The sequence below is a fragment of the Halorubrum vacuolatum genome (assembly GCF_900188065.1).
GTDB lineage: Archaea > Halobacteriota > Halobacteria > Halobacteriales > Haloferacaceae > Halorubrum > Halorubrum vacuolatum.
On record NZ_FZNQ01000014.1, the window covers coordinates 26,394 to 45,025 of the forward strand.

Sequence of the window (18,632 nt, forward strand, 5' to 3'; positions counted from 1 at the left end):
CCACCACCGACCGATACCGGAGCTAGGACGCGTCAGCGGGAACGGACCGCAGCGTCGATCCGTGGAGGCGAACGGGATGGCTGAGCCGTCACGGGCGGCCGCGTTCCGAAACGCGACGACGGGTGCGTCCGTCGAGCTCTCTTACGCGGGGATCTCGACGTTTCTCAAGGGAGCGCCACGGGACGTGGAGGACGTGAGCGATGTCGACGCCGCAGCCCTCGGGATCCCGTACGACGGGGCGGTTTCGAATCGTCCGGGAGCGCGCTACGGGCCCGAAGCGATCCGCCGGGCAAGCGGCTGGTGGGCGTATCTCTCCGATTACAAGGGCGGGCTCACGAACATGTGGACGGGGAAGCAGGTGAACTTCGATGACCTCACCGTCGCCGACTGCGGCGACGTGCCCGTCTTCCCGATGGACGAGGAGCTGACCGCGGAGAGCATCCGGGCCCACGTGGCGACCGTCGCCGAACGGACGTTTCCGGTGATACTCGGCGGCGATCACTACTGCACGTTCCCGGCGGTGAACGGGTTCGCCGAGGGCGCCGGCCACGACCGTGTCGGATTCGTCCAGATAGACGCACACACCGATACCGTCTCCGAGAGCCCGGTCTTCGGAACCGACTTCCACGGGTCGAGCACGGCGCTGATCGCCGACTCGCCACACACCGAGTTCGCGGACGTCTCCCAGGTCGGGATCCGTGGCTATGAGAGCCCCGACTTCTTCGAGTTCGCCGACGAGACGGGGCTCAACCTCTACACGATGCGCGAGGTCGACGAGCGGGGGATCGAAGCGGTCGTGGCGGACGCCGTCGCGGCGGCCGCCGCGGACACCGATGCGGTTTACGTTTCCTTCGACATCGACGGGATCGATCCGAGCGTCGCCCCCGGAACCGGAACGCCGGTCCCCGGGGGGCTCACCGCCAGACAGGCGCTGCAGACGATGGAGGTGCTCGGGGCATCAGAGGACGTCGGGGCCGTTGACCTGATGGAGGTCGCACCGCAATATGATCCCACTGGTGGAACACCGCGGCTCGCGTCGTACCTTCTCGTCACGCTGTTGGAACGGCAGTTCGCGGAATGATCCGTGCCACGGTGAGCAAATCATGAACGACCAACCGAACCGAAACGCGACGATCGGTGCCGAGCGGACGAGCGGCGTGGCGGAATCGGTCATCCGGGAGATGACCCGCGAGGCGATCCGGAACGACGCGATCAACCTCTCACAGGGTATTCCGGACGAAGACGAGACGCCTCCCGAGATCAAAGCCGCCGCCAAGGAGGCGATCGACACCGACAGCCAGTATACGATCACGTGGGGATATCCGGCGCTCCGTGAGGCCGTCTCCGAGCGCTACGCCGAGTGGAAAGGGGTCACCTACGATCCCGAAACCGAGGTCACGGTCACGACCGGAACCAGCGAGGCGATCATGTCGACGCTGCTCTCGCTGGCCGGGCCCGGGGACGGGGTGATCTACTTCGAGCCCGTGTATGAAAGCTACATCCCGGCGAGTCAGTTCGCCGGCGCGACGCCCATCCCGATCGACATCACCGACGGGCTCGAGATCGACGCCGACGAACTCGTCGAGGCGGCCAAACGGGCACGGATCCTGGTGTTGAACACGCCGATGAACCCGACCGGGAAGGTGTTCAGCCGCGAGGAACTCGAACTGATCGAGACGGTCGCGGTCGAACACGACCTGATCGTCTTGACCGACGAGATCTACGAGCATATCGTCTATGACGAGTTCGTGAGCCCGGTCGAGATCGGTGACCTCGCCGAGCGAACGGTGGTCTGTACCGGCATGTCGAAGACGTTCAGCGTCACCGGGTGGCGGATCGGCTTCTGTCTGGCGCCGGAACACCTCTCCGCGGAGCTCCGGAAGGTCCACGACTACACGAGCGTCTGCGCGCCGACACCGTTTCAGCGGGCCGGCGTCGAGGCGTTAATGCTTCCCGACAGCTACTACACGGAGCTCGCGGCCTCCTACGAGCGGCGACGGGACCTGCTGTATGACGGACTCCGGCGGGTCGGCCTCGATCCGGTGAAACCGAACGGAGCCTACTATCTCCTGACGCGGTATCCGACCGACGAGACGGATCGGGAGTTCTGTTATCGACTGATCCGCGAGGCGGGCGTGGCGGCCGTGCCGGGGCGCAGCTTCTACACCGATCCGGACGCGACCGCGGACTGGGTTCGGTTTACCTTCTCTCGGAATCGAGAGACGCTGGAGGAGGCGATAGACCGGCTCCGAAAGAACCGCTGGTGGTAAGACGACCCGACCCCGGACGGGATGCGTCACGTTTTACCGCGCAACCGCGCTACCGACTGATATGCCCGTTCCGGCCGTGGTGTCGCTCGATCCGACGACGTACGCGCTGTTCGTGCTGGCGGCCGTAACGTTGATCGTAACCCCCGGGCCGGACACGCTCTTCGTGCTCTCACGCGGCCTTGAGGACCGTGGGCTCGGCCTCCGTGCTGCCGGCGGCGTAACGCTCGGGATCCTCTTTCACACCGCGCTCGTCGTCGCGGGGCTCGCCGCGCTCTACCGTCGCGTCCCCGGCGCGGAGCGAGCGGTGACGCTCGTCGGCGGGCTCTACCTCTGTTATCTCGGGCTTGCGTCCCTTCGATCCGCTGGCGGCGACGAAACCCCCGAGGAGGGCGGCCTCAGACAGGGCTTCCTCGTCAACGCGCTGAACCCGCAGGTCGCGCTCTTTTTTCTCGCCTTCCTGCCCGGCTTCGCCGCGGGCGGAGGGGGGTCAGCAATCGCGGCACTCGGCGGGACCTACGCCGCGCTCACCGCCGTCTATCTCGGCTTAGTCGCGCTCGCGGCGAACGCCGCTGCACGCCTGCTCACGGCCGATTCGACACAGATCTGGCTGGACCGAGTCGCCGGCGGGGTGCTCCTCGCGCTCGGGGGCTGGTTACTGCTGACGTGAGCGGTTCCGCCTCCGAAAGCCGTAATCCAGCGGGCCGTGAGGATCGGGTATGGACGCGCGAATCAGGGAACACGCGGAGATAATCGCGGACCACTCCACGGGGATCGAAGCCGGCGACAACGTCGTCATCCAGCTGCCGAAGGAAGCGGAGGAACTCGCGGTCGCGTTACACGAGATCTGTGGGGATCGCGGGGCGAACCCCATCTACCTCAACTACTCCGCTCGCGCCCAGCGAGCATATAAACGGGCCGCCGACGCGTTCGAGGAGCCCGGTCACCGTCACGCGCTGTACGCGGAGACGGACGTCTTCATCATCGCCCGCGGCGGCGAGAACGTGACCGAGGACGCCGACGTCGACCCCGGGACGAACGCCGCGTACAACCGCGCGATGGAGGAGGTGAAACGCGAGCGGCTCTCGAAGACCTGGTGTCTCACCCAGTTTCCGACCGCGAGCCACGCCCAACTGGCCGGGATGAGCACCGAGGCGTACGAGAACTTCGTCTGGGACGCCGTCTCGCTCGATTGGGACGCCCAGCGCGAACTGCAGGCGGAAATGGTCGAGATCCTCAACGAGGCTGACGAGGTCCGGATCCGCTCAGGGGAAGGGACAGACCTGCGGATGCGGCTGTCGGGTAACGAGGCGCTCAACGACTACGGCGAGGCGAACCTCCCCGGTGGCGAGGTGTTTACCGCCCCGGTCCGCGACAGCGTCGAGGGGGAGGTCCACTTCGACCTTCCGTTATATCGATACGGCCGTGAGATCGACGGTGTCCGTCTCCGATTTGAGGAAGGAAGGGTCGTCTCACACGCCGCCGAGCGCAACGAGGAGCTGTTGACGGGGATCCTCGACACCGACGAGGGGTCGCGGTATCTCGGCGAACTCGGGATCGGCATGAACCGACAGATCGACCGGTTCACGTATAACATGCTCTTCGATGAGAAGATGGGCGACACCGTTCACATGGCCGTCGGGTCCGCCTACCCGGAGACCGTCGGCGAGGGGAACGAGTTGAACGAGTCCGGGGAGCACGTGGACATGATCGTCGACATGAGCGAGGACTCCGTCATCGAGGTCGATGGGGAAGTCGTCCAGCGCGACGGGACGTTCGTCTTCGAGGAGTGAGGGACCAACGGGCCGGTGCGCGATTCAGGCGTTTACAAACGGCCGCCAGCCCTCCCACCTGAGGATCCGCTCCGCACGGTCGGCGTCCGCGAGCAGGACGTTCTTTTTTCCGGGCAGATCATCGCTTGCGAGGGATCGAGGGATCGCGAGCGTGCCGCTCGGCACGCCGTCGTCGCCGGATACCGGGATGTGTCCCTGCCCGAGTTTCATCACGAGCGGGGCGTCGAGCCGTTCGACCCCCTCGCCGTCCGCGTAGAGCTGTTCGTTGACGTGTTCGTGGTCGGCCCGCTGAATGACGGCCCGGTCGCCGTCGTGGGGTTCCACGTACAGTTCCCCCAGGTAGTAGCCGCTTGAGAAGCGTTCGAACATTCTGTGCGTGTCATGCTCTGACATAGAGAGGGATAAGCGTTGCCGGGAACGTTTATATCGGCGTGCAAATCCGCCGCTGCGCGACTACCCGGGAGCGACATCGGGTGAGTATTTAATAACAGGACGGCCGTTCCGCCTCCATGACCCAACCCGCGGACGAGGACCGAAACCGGTGGGATGCCGCGGCGTACGATACGGACGTGTCGTTCGTCACCGAGTACGGTGGCGATCTTCTCCCGCTTTTGGATCCGGCCCCCGGGGAGCGAATCCTCGATGTCGGCTGTGGAACCGGCCACCTCACCGCGGAGATCGCGGATGCCGGTGCGGCGGTGGTCGGGGTCGACGCGGCAGCGGACATGATCGCGGCGGCCCGCCGGGAGTATCCCGACCTGTCGTTTCGACAAGTCGACGCACGCGAACTCGATCGCGCCACGGAGACGGTGCTCGCAGAGCCGTTTGACGCCGTCTTCTCGAACGCGGCGTTACACTGGATCCGCGAACAGGACCGCGCGCTGTCGGCGATCGCCGCCGTGCTCCGACCGGGCGGACGGTTCGTCGCCGAGTTCGGGGGCGCCGGCAACGTGGCTGCCATCGTTGAGGCGACACGGGCCGAACTCGCCGCGCGCGGCTACGACGGGGAAAACCCGTGGTACTTTCCGACGATCGGCGAACACGCGAGTCGGCTCGAATCGGCGGGATTCGAGGTGCGGCACGCGACGCTTTTCGACCGTCCAACCCCCCTCGACGGCGGTCCGGACGGCCTCGTCAACTGGCTCGCAGCCTTCGGTGACGGATTACTCTCGCCCGCACCGGCGGAGCAGCGGGAGGCCATCATGGACGCCGTCGCCGATCGGCTCCGTGAGGAACGGTTCGACGAGGAGGATCGGATGTGGACGGCAGACTATCGGCGTCTCAGGTTCCTCGCGGTAAGATCGGAGTGATCGATCAGGCCGGAGTCAACGGGGGCCGAGACGTGAAGGACGGAGGGATCACCGTGAGGATCCGGCCCCCCATCGACCGACGGCGACCTCGGAGCCATCGTCGAGGCCGTCGCGTCGCCCGTCGAGCACGTCGAAGCGGTCCCCACGCCGACGTTCGAGCCACCGGAGCAGCCGCGCGGCCCACCGCAGCTTTTTGACCTTCATCGCGTCAACCGTCGGATCGTCGAACGACCAGCCGGGAAAGACGAGCCGTTCGGCACCGACGTGGTCGGCGAGGAAGGCCGCACGGTCGCCGTCGGTGAACCCTCCGAAGTTGCGTACGGGGCCACGCGGGGCGACCTGCGTCGTTACGAGGGTCGACGTCGCGTCGTATTCGGGGAGCCATTCCCGAACCGTCGGGATGTTGTCGCCATGCGCATGGGCGACCACCGGCACGCCCTGTGCGGTCAGTTCGGCACCCGTCTCCGGGTTCTTATCCAGGTCGGTGACCATGCAGTCCACGTCGACCCCGGCATCGATCAGCACGTCCGCGGCCGTCGAGGCGGCGACGACGACGTCCGCTGAACGGGCGAGCCCCAACTCGTCGGGAAGGGTGGGCGCGGCGCCCGTGATCGCCACCGTCACCCCTTGCCAGTCGGCGAACCGGTCGAGGACGAACGGGGTCGCGAACTCGACGGCGACGTCGCGAGCGCGTTCGTCGGCCGCCCGCCCGAAGCCGAAGTCGGCGATGATCGTCTCATAGACCGGTTCGAACTCCTCGAAGTTCATCTGCCGGTCACCGTCAGCCTCCCCGGGCGACGCGCTCGTGAGTGCTGCCGCTCCCGGGCGAAAATATTGTATGGGCCGGAGTGGCACAGAGTACCCCTACCCGCGTGCCCCTCCAGCGTCCAGTCGAATGATTGTCCACACTGTGGCATAAACTTTCTCTTACTTGAGGGCGTCCCCGACGTCGTCCAAAACGTCTCCGAGGGGCGTTGAAACGTCCAAAGCAACGGATTTCGACGTTTCGATCGCTGCCGGCGTCCCGATGAGGAGTCCACGGCGACCCGTATTGCCCTCGGAGGCGGCCTCACCGCTCCCCTCGGGCGGCCCTCCGACCCCGGCGGCCGGGACGAACTGTGCGCCGCCTTCGGTCATCGCTGCACGTAATGCGCCTGCTTCCTCCGCGCTCAAGCCAGCGAGCTCGTAGACGCCGACGACGGCGTGGTCGACCTCGGCCGGGTCGGCCCCGAGACGGTCGAAATGGCGTGCCGCCTCCCGGGTCGTCGTCACGTCAAGCGCCTCGACCGACGGCTCGCCGGGGCGTTTGAAACGGTCACGGGCGAACTCCGCCCCGATGATCGCCGCATCGCGGGTCTCCGCCACGTCGTGGGTGCGGATCACGTGTGCGCCGCGCTCGACGGCCATCGATGTCGCCGCCAGCGAGACGGGTAAGGCCTCGTCGGTGTCGCGTCCAGCGAGCGTGCGGAGGAACGTCTTGCGGTTGATCGAGACGAGGATCGGCCGCCCGTAGCCACGGAACTCCCGGAGCCGTCTGAAGGTGTCGCGGTCGTCCTCGAGCGTCGCCGTCTCCGACCAGCGCCCGAACGCCGGGTCGAGGATCGTCTTGTCGGTGAACCCGCCGTTCGAGAGCGCCTCGTAGACCGCGTCGACGCCGTCGACCGCACCGGGTCGTTCGAGATCGGGCGGGGAGGCCATCTTGGCGACGGCGACGTCGTGTGCGTCACAGACGCGGGCCATCTCGGGATCGGCGAAGCCGCAGACGTCGTTGACCATGTCGAACCCGCGGGCGAGCGCCTCGTCGGCGACCTCGTGATAGCGGGTCTCGATGGACCAGACGGCGTCGCCGGAGACGGATTCCATCGTCTCGATCGCGACGTCAAGTCGTTCCAGTTCCTCGTCGGCGCTGAGCACGTCGAGCTCCTTGTTCGCCGATTCGAGGCCGACGTCGACGATATCGGCCCCCTCGCCGATCAGCTCCTCGTCGACGTAGGCGGCCGCCTCGTCGGGCTCGTCGTAGACGCTCGGGTCGTACGGCGACTCCTCGGAGACGTTCAACACGCCCATGATCCGTGGTGGGTAGTCGTCGCCGATCCCGAGGCCTGCGGCGTCCACGTTTCGCATATCCGTATCACGGGTGGAAGGCGTATAGCACCCTCGAAAGCGGCGGTCGAACGGGTTGGCTTCTGCCTGAAAAACCCGCCGATCGGGAGGGACGCCCTTTTATTCGCGCCCGGCGGATCCTCGGGTATGGCGAAAGTGAGCGTCGGACTCCGCGGCTGGCGGTTCGACGAGGAGGAGATCTTCACCGAGGAGGGCGAGCTGAAGCCGCTCGATGAGATCCCCGAGGACCCTCGTGAGCGGCTCGTCCGTCTGACCCGGCTCGTCGAGGAGCCGTGTGACGTCTGTTATCTCGATTTCGGCGAGGCGGAGATCCACCGCTGTAATCAGGCACGGATCGTCTACGGCGAGCCCCGCGGCGAGGTGCTGTTGTGCCCCGCCCACGAGCCGTCGTTTATTTACTGGTTCCATGAGGACGGTGGGAGTGAATATAAAGGAACGCGGACGCTCGCCGATCGGTTCCATGCATGGGTCGCCGCAGGCAACGAAGCTCCCGAGGGGTACGGCTCGGTCGAACACGTCGATGAGGACCCCGACGCGCTTCCGGACCCGCCGGATGAGCGCGAGATCCAGGAGCGGCTGGCCGAGGAGACCGGCTTCGAACGCGAGCGGATCGATATCCGGAAGCTCGCCGGACAGGACGAACCGGACGAGGACGAACGGCTCACCGAGGAGGACCTCGCCGACCTCGACCTCTCGACGGAGTATCCGTCCGATCGATGACCGACGACGTGGATGAGGGTGGCGAGGCCGGATCGGTCGACCACACCGACCGCCCAGCCCCTTCCACCCCGAAGCCGGTCGTCGTCGTGGTCGAGCCGGAGACGCCGGGGAACATCGGCACGATCGCCCGGGCGATGAAGAACTTCGGGCTCTCGGAGCTCAAGTTGGTGAACCCCCCCGATCTGGACCCCGACGGCGAGGCGTACGGCTTCGCCGGCCACGCCCGCGAGGACGTCCTCCCCAACGCCGAGGAGGTCACCTTCGAGGAGGTCGTCGAGAACTACTACACCGTGGGGACGACGGCGATCACCGGCGAGGACGACCGCCGCCATGAGCGCTTTCCGTTTAAAACGCCCGTCGAGCTTCGCGAGTCGTTGCGGACGGTCGCCGCGCCGACGGCGCTCGTCTTCGGCCGCGAGGGACGCGGGCTCAACAACGACGAGCTCTCCCGGATCGACGAGGTCTGTTCGATCCCCGCCGCGGACGACTATCCCGTCTTAAACCTCGGGCAGGCGGCGACCGTGTTGCTCTATGAGCTCCGTGAGCTGACCGTGTCCGAGACCCAACTGCCCGACGTGTCGGTCACTCGTGCGGAGGAGGCCGATATCGAGCAGTTTCACGAGTTCTTCGAGGCGTTCCTCGCGGCGACGGGGGAGCGGTCACATCGTCGCGAACGGAACGCGCTGTTGATGCGCCGGCTGCTCGGCCGTGCCCATCCGACGGATCGGGAGATCCACTCGCTTTTAGGGACCTTCCGGAAGGCGAACGCCAAACTCGAACACGCCGACTTCCTCGCGGCGAAGTACGACGAGCCGCTCTACTCGAGAGACTAGCGGTTCGCCCCCGTTTCGACACCGACTTCATCTCCCGGTTCGCCCAACCGAACGTATGCATGCGGACATTCGGGCCGGTGTGCGAGACGTCTCGCCGTTGCTTTTGGGGATCGCGCCGTTCGGGCTCGTCGCCGGGATCGCCTCCGTCGAGGCCGGCCTCGACTTCGCGCAGGCGGTCGGGATGTCCATCATCGTCTTCGCGGGGGCCTCCCAACTCGCAGCACTCGAACTTATCGGCGCGAACGCCCCCTTCGCGGTCGTCGTTGCAACCGCGGTCGTGATCAACCTCCGCGTGGTGATGTACTCGGCGTCCATCGCGCCATATTTCGCTGACTACGGCGAGCGGTTGAGAGCGGGACTCGCCTATGTCCTCACCGATCAGGCGTACGCGCTCTCGATCGCTGAGTTCACCACCGCCGAGACGGAGCGCAGTCGCTTTCGGTACTATCTCGGCGTTGCGACGCCACTCTGGATCGTCTGGCAAATCTCGACCGTTATCGGCTTCGTTCTCGGTGCTGGCGTCCCGGAGGAGTGGGGGCTCACCTTTGCGGTCCCACTCGTTTTTCTCGCGCTGCTCGTCCCGGCGATGAAAGATCGCCCGACGACGGTTGCCGGCGCGGTCGGCGGCGTCGCCGCGCTGCTGGCCGTCGGCGTCCCGTTTAACCTCGGATTGCTCGTCGGCGCGACCGCGGGGATCGTCGCCGGCCTGATCGTGGAGGGGGTGACGTGATCGTGGCGTCCCCGATGGCGGATGCGGCGGTGATCGCGACCGGAACGACCGCGATGAGCGACCGGCGGATCTGGCTCGCGATCGTTCTCATCGGGGTCGCAACGTACGGCTTCCGCTACTCGTTCATCCACCTCTTCGGACGGATCGACGAGGTGCCGCCCACGGTAAAACGGGTACTTCGATACGTCCCGGCGGCGGTGCTCGCGGCGCTCGTCGTCCCCGACCTCGTCACCCTTCGGCCGACCGTGACGGCGACGCTGCTCGATGAACGACTGATCGCCGGCGCCGTCGCCGGCGTGGTGGCCTGGCGGACGGAGAACGTCTTCGCGACCATCGGTGTGGGGATGCTCACGCTCTGGGTCGTCCGGTTCATCGTTTTCGCGTGAGCCGAGAGCGGGGTTTTTGCTCCCGGAACCGAAACAGGGTTCATGAGCAACGACAGACGCCAAGCTGGATTTAAACGCCGGACACGCGTCGCCGAGGCACGCTCGACGCTCCTTGCGGCCGTGTCGTCACACGAGCGGACGGAGACGGTTCCGCTCGCGGATGCCGACGGTCGCGTCCTCGCGGAGCCGATCGATTCGCCCGTTCCCGTGCCGAGCTATGACCGAGCCGCGATGGACGGCTACGCCGTCCGCGCGGCGGACACCTTCGGGGCCTCCGACCGTTCGCCAGCTGTCCTGCGGGCGACCGAGCGGGACGGGCCGGTCGGTCCGGGCGAGGCCGCCCGCGTCCACACCGGGAGCGACCTACCGGCGGGCGCCGACGCGGTCGTCATGATCGAACACGTCGAGGAGGTCGGCGACGAGGTGGAGACGTTCGACGCGGTCGCCGCCGGCGAGAACGTCGGGGAGGCCGGCGAGGACGTCCCCGAGGGAAAACGGCTCTACGAGCCCGGGGAGGTCCTTCGTCCCTCGGATCTCGGGTTGTGCAAATCGGTCGGGATCGAGTCGGTGACCGTCCACGAGCGACCCGAGGTGGCCGTGATCCCGACCGGCGAGGAGCTGGTCCAGTCGGACCCCGAACCGGGACAAGTGATCGAGACGAACGGGCTCACCGTCTCCCGGCTGGTCGAACGTTGGGGCGGTGTGTCGCGCTATCGGTCGATCGTCACCGACGACGAGTCGTCGCTCGCGGCGGCGATCGAGCGTGATCTCGACGCCGACGTCATCGTCACGACCGGCGGCTCCTCCGTCGGCGAACGCGACCTGATCCCGGAGGTCGTCGACGACCTCGGCGAGGTGCTCGTCCACGGCGTCGCGCTCAAGCCCGGCCACCCGGTCTGTCTCGGCGTCGTCGAGGGAACGCCCGTCATCTGCCTGCCGGGATATCCGGTCGCCTGCATCGTCAACGCGGTGCAGTTTCTCCGCCCGGTGCAGAAACGGACGGGCGGAACCGACGCCGAGCCGTTTCCGACGCGACGCGCGCGGCTGGACCGGAAGATCCCGAGCGAACCCGGTACCCGGACGTTCGCGCGGGTTCGCCTGCACGCCGATGGCGACGGTGATGACCGCACGGACGCCGACAACGCGGACGACGAGGTCGGCGACACCCTCCCCACCGCCACGCCGACCCGTGCGAGCGGCTCCGGCGTCCTGTCGAGCGTCGCGCTCGCGACGGGGTGGGTCGTCGTGCCCGAGCCGCGGGAGGGACTCGACGCCGGTGAACTCGTCGACGTGGAGCTGTGGGAGGTGAACGTATGAGCGACCGACGGGAGTTTCACGACCTCGTGTCGCCTGAAACCGCCCACGAGGCGATCGCGTCGCTCGATCTCGCGCCGGAACCGGAGTCAGTCCCGCTTTCGGACGCGCGTGGCCGCACCCTCGCCGAGCGGGTCGACGCCGACATCGACGTCCCGGGGTTCGACCGGGCGTCGATGGACGGCTATGCGGTCCGCGCCCGCGACACCTTCGGAGCCGACGAGGCGGACCCCGTCGAACTGGATCGGATCGGGGCCGTCCACGCGGGCGAGACGCCGACGGTGACCGTCGAGCACGGCACCTGTGCCGAGATCTCGACCGGCGCCGTGATGCCCGACGGTGCGGACGCGGTCGTGATGGTCGAGCGCACGGACGAGGTTGGTGACGGAACCACTGACACGACCACGATCGCGATCCGAACCGCCGTCGCGCCCGGCGATCACGTCATGACCGCCGGTGCGGATGTGGCCGCCGGCGCTCGGGCGCTCGGTCCCGGTACGCGATTGACCGCCCGCGAGATCGGGCTCCTCTCTGCACTCGGCGTGGATCGGGTTCCAGTCCGCGGGAAACCGACCGTCGGGATCGTCTCGACGGGTGACGAGTTGGTCCGTCCCGGTGAGCCGCTCGATCCCACACGCGGGGAGATCTACGACGTCAACTCGACGACGATCGCCGCAGGGGTTGCCGAGGCGGGTGGCGAACCGATCCTCTACCCGCATGCCGGCGACGACTACGACGAAATGGAGCGGCTTCTCCGACGGGCCGCCGACGAGTGTGACCTCGTCTGTTCCTCCGGGTCGACCTCGGCGAGCGCGGTCGACGTGATCTATCGTGTCATCGAGGAACGCGGCGATCTGCTCGTCCACGGGGTCGCTGTCAAACCCGGCAAGCCGATGCTCATCGGGCGGCTCGACCGCGCTGACGGCGGCGAGTCAGCCTATGTCGGGCTCCCCGGCTACCCCGTCTCGGCGCTCACGATCTTTCGGACGTTCGTCGCGCCCGCGATCCGTCGAGCGGCCGGGCGTCCCGAGCCGCCGACCGCGACGATCGAGGGACGGATGGCGCTCCGTGAGCGGTACGGCGAGGGGCGGCTTCGGCTGATGCCCGTCGGTGTGCTTGCTGCCGCGGAACCGTCCGACGGCGACGCGGACGATCCGAGCGATGAACCCGAAGCCGCCCCGCTCGTCTATCCGGTTGATAAGGGCTCGGGCGCGACGACGAGCCTCGTCGAGGCCGACGGCATCGTCGCCGTCGACCCCGACACCGAGTACCTCGATTCGGGCGAGCGGGTGACGGTGCAGCTCTTCTCACCGGACGTCCGCCCGCCGACGCTGCTCGGCGTCGGCGAGGACGACCCCGCGCTCAACCGACTACTCGATCGACTCGACAACCCAAGATACCTGCCAGTCGGCTCTCGGGAGGGCTTCCGGCGGCTCCGTGACGGCGTGCCCGATGTCGCCGTTACCGCCGGACCGCTCGCCCGCGAGGTCGAACACGTCGAACTCGGCGGCTGGACCCGCGAGTGGGGCCTCGTCGTTCCCGCGGGGAACCCGGCGAACGTGGATGGGCTCGCCGACCTCATCGACCGAGACCTCCGGTTCGTTAACCGACCGACCGACTCGGGACTTCGGCGAAGCTTGGACGATTCCCTCGACGAACTCGCCGGCGACCGGGACGTCGCCCGCAGGTCGCTCACGGAGACGATCGACGGATACGGGTTAACCGTGCGCGCCTTCGAGAGTCCCGTTCGACGGGTCCTCGCAGGCGATGCCGACGTCGGACTCGGGCTCCGGGCGACAGCCAGCAGGCTCGGCGCCGCGTTCGTCCCGCTCGGCGAGCAGCGCGTCGTCGTCCGCGCCGCGCCCGATCGGGCTGAACGGGACGCGGTGCAGGAATTGGGGACGACGCTCACGGATATCGACGACATCGTCCGTGGGCTCGCCGGCTACTCGACGTAGCGCCGCGTCCACCGGTGCGATCACCGACTCCGCCGTCCCTTCGTCTGGCGGTAGTCCCGGCTTAAGACCTCCTCTTGGAGGTGGTCGATGAAGGCGTCAGCCTGTGCGTCGGTCATCGTCGCCGGGTCGACCATGGGGACGATCTCGAAGCCGCGCCCGCGGATCGTCGTCGCGTGCTCGGCGTCGATGTCGAAGGAGTCTGGTCGACGGGTGGTGTACTCGATCGCGAGCGCACGTAACGCCCGCTCGCCGACCGGCACGATGATCTGCGGATTGATCATCCGGATCTCCGCGTTGAGAAACGGTTCACACGTCTCTACCTCCAGATCGCTCGGGTCGCGCTCGGGATGTCGACAGCGCGTGAGGTTCGTAAAGAAGACGTTCTGCACGTCCGGCTCCGTCGCCGACGGCGGCGAACGGACGAAGCCGAACTCGCCGAAGATCGCCTGTACCCGTTCGCCGCCACCGGCGCCCGTGAACGGCACGCCGTTCGCCTCGGCGGCGGCGGTCGGCGCCTCGCCGACGACGAGGAACTCCGCGCCGACGTCGCCGTAGCCGTGGACGACGCGCTCTCGCGGGCCGCACAGCTCGGGACAGTTCTCGCATGCTTCGTCCATCCCGAACGGGTTCTCGAACTCGCGTTGGTGAGCGTCCACGCGTTAAAATGGAAGCGAACGACCCTAAATCGCTCGTCCGCCCGTCAGGTGAGCGGCGTGTACGTTTCCTTTTCGGCGTCGACGAGGTTCTGCTGACGAAGGGTCTTCAAGACGCCGTACAGCGCGATCTTTTTCATTCCGAGGTCATCGGCCAGCTCGCCGACGGTTGCCTCGCCGTTCGTCGTCAGGTACAGATAAACGAGTTTCGCCCGCGGTGATTGCAGCTCCGGCGGCAGCGGTCGCGTCGCCGGCGCCGTCTCCATGCGTAGCATCTTGTCCATCACAAGTAGTTCGACGATAATAAACCCCCCATTCAACGATCGTCGAAATCCGTCATGTGGCCCTGTACGCGTCGAAATAGCCGGTACAGGTCGGATCTGACTGCGGGAGTCGGTCACGATCGACGGGATCATCGGTCCATCGACCCCCCGATTTCGACCCATGACGGATACACGACCGTGAGGGATCCGGATCGACGATGATGGATCGGCCGGGACCGACGGCGAGCGATCAGCAGGGCCGGGCTGCCGGATCAGTAGGACCGGACCTTCGGCTCGTACGTCTTGTTCTCGCCTTCGAGGATGACGGGTTTATACCACAGCTCCGGTTCGCCATCGTTCCACGAGACCATCGTGTGTTTGAGCCACTCCTCGTCGTCGCGAACCTGGTTCTCCTTGCGCCAGTGGGCGCCACGGAACTCCTTGCGCGCGAGCGCACCCATCGTCAGTGCCTCCGCGATGTCAAGGAGGTTGCGCGTCTCCATCGTGTGGATCAGGTCGGTGTTGTACGTCCGGGAGGGATCCGCAACGGCCACGTCCTTGTACGCCTCGCGGGCACGCTGGATGTCCTCCAACGCCTGTTTGAGTCCCGACTCCTCACGGAAGACGTTGACGTGTTGGGTCATCGTCTCCTGGACGGCCGAGCGGATCTCCGCGTGGTTGCGCCCCCGCCGATCCATCAACTCCTCGACACGCGCTTCCGCCCGCTGGACCGCGGCCGAGAGGACGGTTTCCGGATCCGTAACGACCGCACCACCGTCGGCGGCCGCGGGGCTCGTTCCCCCGGATTCGCCGAGTTCGGTTTCGAACTCGTAGTCGGCCATCTCGTACTCGCCGGTTTTGCCGGTCGGGATCTCCGCCTCGCCGAGATCGTCGCCGGCGGCGTGGCGGCCCGCCAACTTGCCGAAGACGATGAGCTCGGGCAGGGCGTTCCCGCCCAGTCGATTCGCGCCGTGAACCGACGCACAGGCACACTCGCCGACCGCATAGAGGCCGCTGATGCAGGTCTCTCCGTGTTCGTTCGTCTCGACGCCGCCCATCCCGTAGTGCTGGCCGGGCTTGACGGGCATCGGCTCGGTGAGCCCGTCGGCACCCTCGAAGTCCTCCGCGAGGTGCAGGATGTTCTCCAACCGGTCGAGAATGCGCTCCTCGCCGAGGTGACGCATGTCGAGGTGGACGTACTCGTCCTCGATCCCCCGGCCCTCGTTGACCTCCGTCAGCTCCGCGCGGGAGACGACGTCGCGGGAGGCGAGCTCGCCGGCGTTGTTCGCGTAGCCGTGTTCGAACATGAACCGCTCGCCCTCGGCGTTATACAGGATCCCTCCCTCGCCGCGGACCCCCTCGGAGATGAGGACGCCCGTGGAGGGAAGCGTCGTCGGGTGGAACTGGATGAACTCCATGTCCTCCATCGGCACGCCCGCGCGGTAGGCCATCGCCACACCGTCGCCGGTGTTCGCGACCGCGTTCGTGGTGTGGTCATAGACCTGTCCCATCCCGCCCGTCGCGAGGATGACCCCGTCGTTCGCGCGGAAGCCGCTGATCTCGCCGCTCGCGATGTCGTAGGCGACGACCCCGTAACAGGTTCGATCCTCCGGATCCTCCTCGTCGGTGACCGCGAGGTCCATCACGTGCCACTCGTCATAGACCGTGATCCCCCGCTTGACGACCTGCTCGTACATCGCGTGGAGCATCTGGTGGCCGGTCTCCGCACCCGCGTAGGTCGTCCGCGGGAACGAGAGGCCGCCGAACGGCCGCTGGGAGACGCGACCGTCCTCCTCGCGTGAGAAGGGCATCCCCCAATGTTCGAGGGTGATGACCTCCTCGGGGCTGCCCTTACAGAGCGCCTCGACGGCGGGGGCGTCCCCGAGATAGTCGGAGCCCTTCATGGTGTCGTAGGCGTGATCCTCCCAGGAGTCGGCCTCGCGGAGGGCCGCGTTGATCCCGCCCTCGGCAGCGCCGGTGTGTGATCGAACCGGGTGCAACTTCGAGACGATCGCCGCGTCGGCGCCCGCCTCCTGTGCCGCGATCGCCGCCCGAAGGCCCGCCCCTCCGGCGCCGACCACGATGACGTCGTGTTCGTACATGGGTTGTATGATGAGTGATTAGGTCTGGATGCTCTTGAACGTGTTTGCGACGCTCACCAGAACTTGAGGTTGTTTTTGACCGCTTCGCGCTTCAGCTCCTGGATGTGCTCGGTCAGTGGAATGTCCTTCGGACAGACCTCCGTACAGGAGAACTGGGTCTGACAGCGCCAGACGCCGTGTTCCTGTTCGATGATCTCCAACCGCTTCTGTTTGATGTCCTCGCCCTCGCGTTCGTCCATCGCGAACCGGTAGGCTTTGTTGATCGCGGCCGGCCCGAGATACTCGTTGTCGCCGGCGGCGATGTTACACGAGGACATGCAGGCGCTACACCAGATACAGCGCGTGGACATCTTGATCTTCTCGCGGTTCTCCCGCGACTGCCGCTGCTCCTCCAACTCGCCGTCGGGGAGCTCGTTCGTCTGGAAGTAGGGTTCGACCGCGTGCATCTGCTCGTAGAAGTGCTCCATCTCGATGACGAGGTCCTTCGTCACCTCGGCGTGTGGGAGCGGCTCGACGCGGATCGGCTCCTGTAGTTCGGAGATCTGGGTCTTACACGCGAGCTTCTGGGTGCCGTTGACGAACATCGCGTCCGACCCACAGATCGCCTGCCGACAGGAGTGCCGGAAGGTGAGCGAGGAGTCGTAGGTGTCGCGGGCGTACATCAACGCGTCGAGGACGGTCATTCCCTTCGTGAAGGGGACGTGGAACGTGTCGAACCGGGGTTCCTGTTTGCCCTCGACCTCGGGGTCATACCGGAAGACCTTCAACTCGATCGTGTCCTCGTCGGCGGCCGCCCGCTCGGCCTCCTCGGCCTGCTTCTGGGCCCGCCGTTCGGCCGCCCGCCGTCGCTTCTCCGCACGCCGCGCGTCCCCCTTCGAGGGGATCTGGGTCTCGGTCTCGGCGGCGGCCTCGGTCGGTTCCTCCTGTTGTTCGGGAACTTGCGTGCTCATGGGTGGTGTTGTGATGCCAGCATAATCAGTAGAGCGGGATCCCCGCCCACGCGTTCGCGGTGCGGAACCCCTGGACGATGAGGATGATGCTCGCGAGGATCAGCGTCCACTTGATCACGGTCCGCTTCGTGCCGCTCAGACCCTGGTTAATGAGGGCGTTGTAGACGCCGTTCACGCCGTGGAACGTCGCCGTCAATAAGAACAGGATCATGAGCGAGTAGTAGGTCCACGTCTCCATCCGACCCGAACTCATGAGGAACGAGACCTCGTCGGCGTGGTGGACGAAGTGGAGCAAGAAGAAATGGAACGCAAGGACCACGATGAGGAACGCTGCCGTGATCCGTTGGAGGAGCCACATCGTTCCGCCCTGCTGGAACGAGGAGTAGCGTTCGGCCATGTTAGAACGCCCCCGCGATGAACGTCGGCACGGACGCGACGGTGATCGCCCCCGTGAGGATGAGCGACGCGTAGAAGCTCTTGTCCTGTGATTCCAGCCCGATTCCGAGATCGATCAAGAGGAGCCGGGTTCCGTTGAGGATGTGAAAGACCGCCACCGCGAGCAGGCCGACCTCCAGGATGCGGACGAGAAGCAGCTCCTCGAGCGTGACGATCGTCTGGGTGTAGATGTCGTCACCGGCCTGTAGGACGGCTGCCTCCTGGCCCGCCGCCGGGATCGCGGTGCTCAACACGGCGATGTGCGTGAAGAGGTATCCCACCAGCACCCAGCCGGTGAACTTGTGGAATATCCACGCCCACATCCCCGCCGAGAACTCCCGCCACCTGCCGAAGTCCTCGATGAGGCCCCGATTGTACGACTGACTCATACGTATGTCGTTCAGAAGCGGGGTCGTATAGTAGTTTCTAACGCGGTGGGTTCGGTGGGATCGACGATGGACGTGCATGCATCGGGTGAGCGTTTCACTCTCTCCCACAGTCGCCGTGTGAACAGCTCACACCCTATCGAGCGTGGACGGAACCCTTATACGTCGTTGGCGTCCCCGTACAGTTGCAATGGCGAAAGGGAAGGTTGATTTCTTCAACGACACTGGCGGCTACGGTTTCATCGACACTGACGACGCGGACGAGGACGTGTTCTTCCACATGGAAGACGTCGGCGGCCCGGATCTCGAGGAGGGACAGGAGGTCGAGTTCGACATCGAGGAGGCCGAAAAAGGCCCCCGCGCGACCAACGTCACCCGTCTGTAAGGTCGACTGACACGGATGTATCG

At 66.4% G+C, this 18,632-nt stretch carries 21 protein-coding genes; 12 read left to right on the plus strand and 9 right to left on the minus strand.

Annotation, left to right across the window (positions count from 1 at the left end; genetic code table 11):
* Positions 1 to 76: 76 nt before the first annotated feature.
* The 4 genes from CHB65_RS12185 to CHB65_RS12200 all read left to right on the plus strand — a co-directional run bounded on the left by CHB65_RS12185 (position 77) and on the right by CHB65_RS12200 (position 4,060).
* A complete protein-coding gene (locus CHB65_RS12185) occupies positions 77 to 1,081 on the plus strand; it encodes an agmatinase family protein (protein ID WP_089385399.1) in 1,005 nt (334 codons plus the stop codon).
* Positions 1,082 to 1,103: 22 nt separating this feature from the next.
* On the plus strand, positions 1,104 to 2,270 hold the full coding sequence (locus CHB65_RS12190) for a pyridoxal phosphate-dependent aminotransferase (RefSeq protein WP_089385348.1): 1,167 nt from the start codon (positions 1,104 to 1,106) through the stop codon (positions 2,268 to 2,270).
* Positions 2,271 to 2,331: 61 nt separating this feature from the next.
* Entirely contained in the window at positions 2,332 to 2,937 is a 606-nt protein-coding gene (locus CHB65_RS12195) for a LysE family translocator (protein ID WP_089385349.1), read from the plus strand.
* Between the two features lie 49 nt (positions 2,938 to 2,986).
* Positions 2,987 to 4,060 (plus strand): aminopeptidase, encoded by a 1,074-nt coding sequence (locus CHB65_RS12200; RefSeq protein WP_089385350.1) that lies wholly within the window; start codon positions 2,987 to 2,989, stop codon positions 4,058 to 4,060.
* A gap of 24 nt (positions 4,061 to 4,084) precedes the next feature.
* Here CHB65_RS12200 and CHB65_RS12205 read toward each other — a convergent pair whose 3' ends face one another.
* Positions 4,085 to 4,429: a DUF5802 family protein gene (locus CHB65_RS12205; RefSeq protein WP_089385351.1), complete on the minus strand. Its 345-nt coding sequence runs from the start codon at positions 4,427 to 4,429 to the stop codon at positions 4,085 to 4,087.
* 140 nt (positions 4,430 to 4,569) lie between these two features.
* Between CHB65_RS12205 and CHB65_RS12210 the strand changes: the two genes are divergently transcribed.
* Positions 4,570 to 5,370, plus strand: a complete 801-nt coding sequence (locus CHB65_RS12210) for a class I SAM-dependent methyltransferase (RefSeq protein WP_089385352.1) — start codon at positions 4,570 to 4,572, stop codon at positions 5,368 to 5,370.
* A gap of 48 nt (positions 5,371 to 5,418) precedes the next feature.
* Here the strand turns inward: CHB65_RS12210 and CHB65_RS12215 are convergent, their stop codons facing one another.
* Both CHB65_RS12215 and CHB65_RS12220 read right to left on the minus strand, forming a co-directional pair.
* Positions 5,419 to 6,138, minus strand: coding sequence for a 6-hydroxymethylpterin diphosphokinase MptE-like protein (locus tag CHB65_RS12215; protein WP_089385353.1), 720 nt, complete (start codon positions 6,136 to 6,138; stop codon positions 5,419 to 5,421).
* A 159-nt stretch (positions 6,139 to 6,297) separates the two neighbouring features.
* Positions 6,298 to 7,494 carry a dihydropteroate synthase gene (locus tag CHB65_RS12220; protein WP_089385354.1) on the minus strand — a complete coding sequence of 399 codons (1,197 nt, stop codon included), beginning with the start codon at positions 7,492 to 7,494 and terminating at the stop codon, positions 6,298 to 6,300.
* Positions 7,495 to 7,620: 126 nt separating this feature from the next.
* On the opposite strand from CHB65_RS12220, the gene CHB65_RS12225 reads away from it, so the two are divergent.
* The 6 genes from CHB65_RS12225 to CHB65_RS12250 are packed head-to-tail and all read left to right on the plus strand — an operon-like array spanning position 7,621 to position 13,435.
* Complete coding sequence (locus tag CHB65_RS12225; RefSeq protein WP_089385355.1) at positions 7,621 to 8,214, plus strand: hypothetical protein; 594 nt, start codon at positions 7,621 to 7,623, stop codon at positions 8,212 to 8,214.
* Complete coding sequence (locus CHB65_RS12230) at positions 8,211 to 9,047, plus strand: RNA methyltransferase (RefSeq protein WP_089385356.1); 837 nt, start codon at positions 8,211 to 8,213, stop codon at positions 9,045 to 9,047. The genes CHB65_RS12225 and CHB65_RS12230 overlap by 4 nt, the downstream gene beginning before the upstream one ends.
* A 55-nt stretch (positions 9,048 to 9,102) precedes the next feature.
* On the plus strand, positions 9,103 to 9,777 hold the full coding sequence (locus CHB65_RS12235) for an AzlC family ABC transporter permease (RefSeq protein WP_089385357.1): 675 nt from the start codon (positions 9,103 to 9,105) through the stop codon (positions 9,775 to 9,777).
* A gap of 53 nt (positions 9,778 to 9,830) precedes the next feature.
* The gene (locus CHB65_RS12240) at positions 9,831 to 10,163 is read left to right on the plus strand and encodes an AzlD domain-containing protein (RefSeq protein WP_089385400.1); all 333 of its coding nucleotides are present in this window, start codon (positions 9,831 to 9,833) and stop codon (positions 10,161 to 10,163) included.
* A 42-nt stretch (positions 10,164 to 10,205) separates the two neighbouring features.
* Positions 10,206 to 11,480, plus strand: coding sequence for a molybdopterin molybdotransferase MoeA (locus tag CHB65_RS12245; protein WP_089385358.1), 1,275 nt, complete (start codon positions 10,206 to 10,208; stop codon positions 11,478 to 11,480).
* The gene (locus CHB65_RS12250; RefSeq protein WP_089385359.1) at positions 11,477 to 13,435 is read left to right on the plus strand and encodes a molybdopterin biosynthesis protein; all 1,959 of its coding nucleotides are present in this window, start codon (positions 11,477 to 11,479) and stop codon (positions 13,433 to 13,435) included. The genes CHB65_RS12245 and CHB65_RS12250 overlap by 4 nt, the downstream gene beginning before the upstream one ends.
* A gap of 20 nt (positions 13,436 to 13,455) precedes the next feature.
* On the opposite strand, the gene CHB65_RS12255 is transcribed toward CHB65_RS12250, so the two are convergent.
* The 6 genes from CHB65_RS12255 to sdhC all read right to left on the minus strand — a co-directional run bounded on the left by CHB65_RS12255 (position 13,456) and on the right by sdhC (position 18,227).
* Entirely contained in the window at positions 13,456 to 14,091 is a 636-nt protein-coding gene (locus CHB65_RS12255; RefSeq protein WP_089385360.1) for a uracil-DNA glycosylase, read from the minus strand.
* A 44-nt stretch (positions 14,092 to 14,135) separates the two neighbouring features.
* Positions 14,136 to 14,363 carry a helix-turn-helix domain-containing protein gene (locus CHB65_RS12260; protein ID WP_089385401.1) on the minus strand — a complete coding sequence of 76 codons (228 nt, stop codon included), beginning with the start codon at positions 14,361 to 14,363 and terminating at the stop codon, positions 14,136 to 14,138.
* 260 nt (positions 14,364 to 14,623) lie between these two features.
* The gene (locus CHB65_RS12265; RefSeq protein ID WP_089385361.1) at positions 14,624 to 16,453 is read right to left on the minus strand and encodes an FAD-binding protein; all 1,830 of its coding nucleotides are present in this window, start codon (positions 16,451 to 16,453) and stop codon (positions 14,624 to 14,626) included.
* A 53-nt stretch (positions 16,454 to 16,506) separates the two neighbouring features.
* A complete protein-coding gene (locus tag CHB65_RS12270) occupies positions 16,507 to 17,403 on the minus strand; it encodes a succinate dehydrogenase/fumarate reductase iron-sulfur subunit (RefSeq protein ID WP_089385362.1) in 897 nt (298 codons plus the stop codon).
* 25 nt (positions 17,404 to 17,428) lie between these two features.
* Complete coding sequence (locus tag CHB65_RS12275) at positions 17,429 to 17,800, minus strand: succinate dehydrogenase (protein WP_089385363.1); 372 nt, start codon at positions 17,798 to 17,800, stop codon at positions 17,429 to 17,431.
* 1 nt (position 17,801) lies between these two features.
* Positions 17,802 to 18,227, minus strand: a complete 426-nt coding sequence (sdhC, locus tag CHB65_RS12280) for a succinate dehydrogenase, cytochrome b556 subunit (protein ID WP_089385364.1) — start codon at positions 18,225 to 18,227, stop codon at positions 17,802 to 17,804.
* Between the two features lie 187 nt (positions 18,228 to 18,414).
* Between sdhC and CHB65_RS12285 the strand changes: the two genes are divergently transcribed.
* Complete coding sequence (locus CHB65_RS12285) at positions 18,415 to 18,609, plus strand: cold-shock protein (protein WP_089385365.1); 195 nt, start codon at positions 18,415 to 18,417, stop codon at positions 18,607 to 18,609.
* Positions 18,610 to 18,632: the final 23 nt, after the last annotated feature.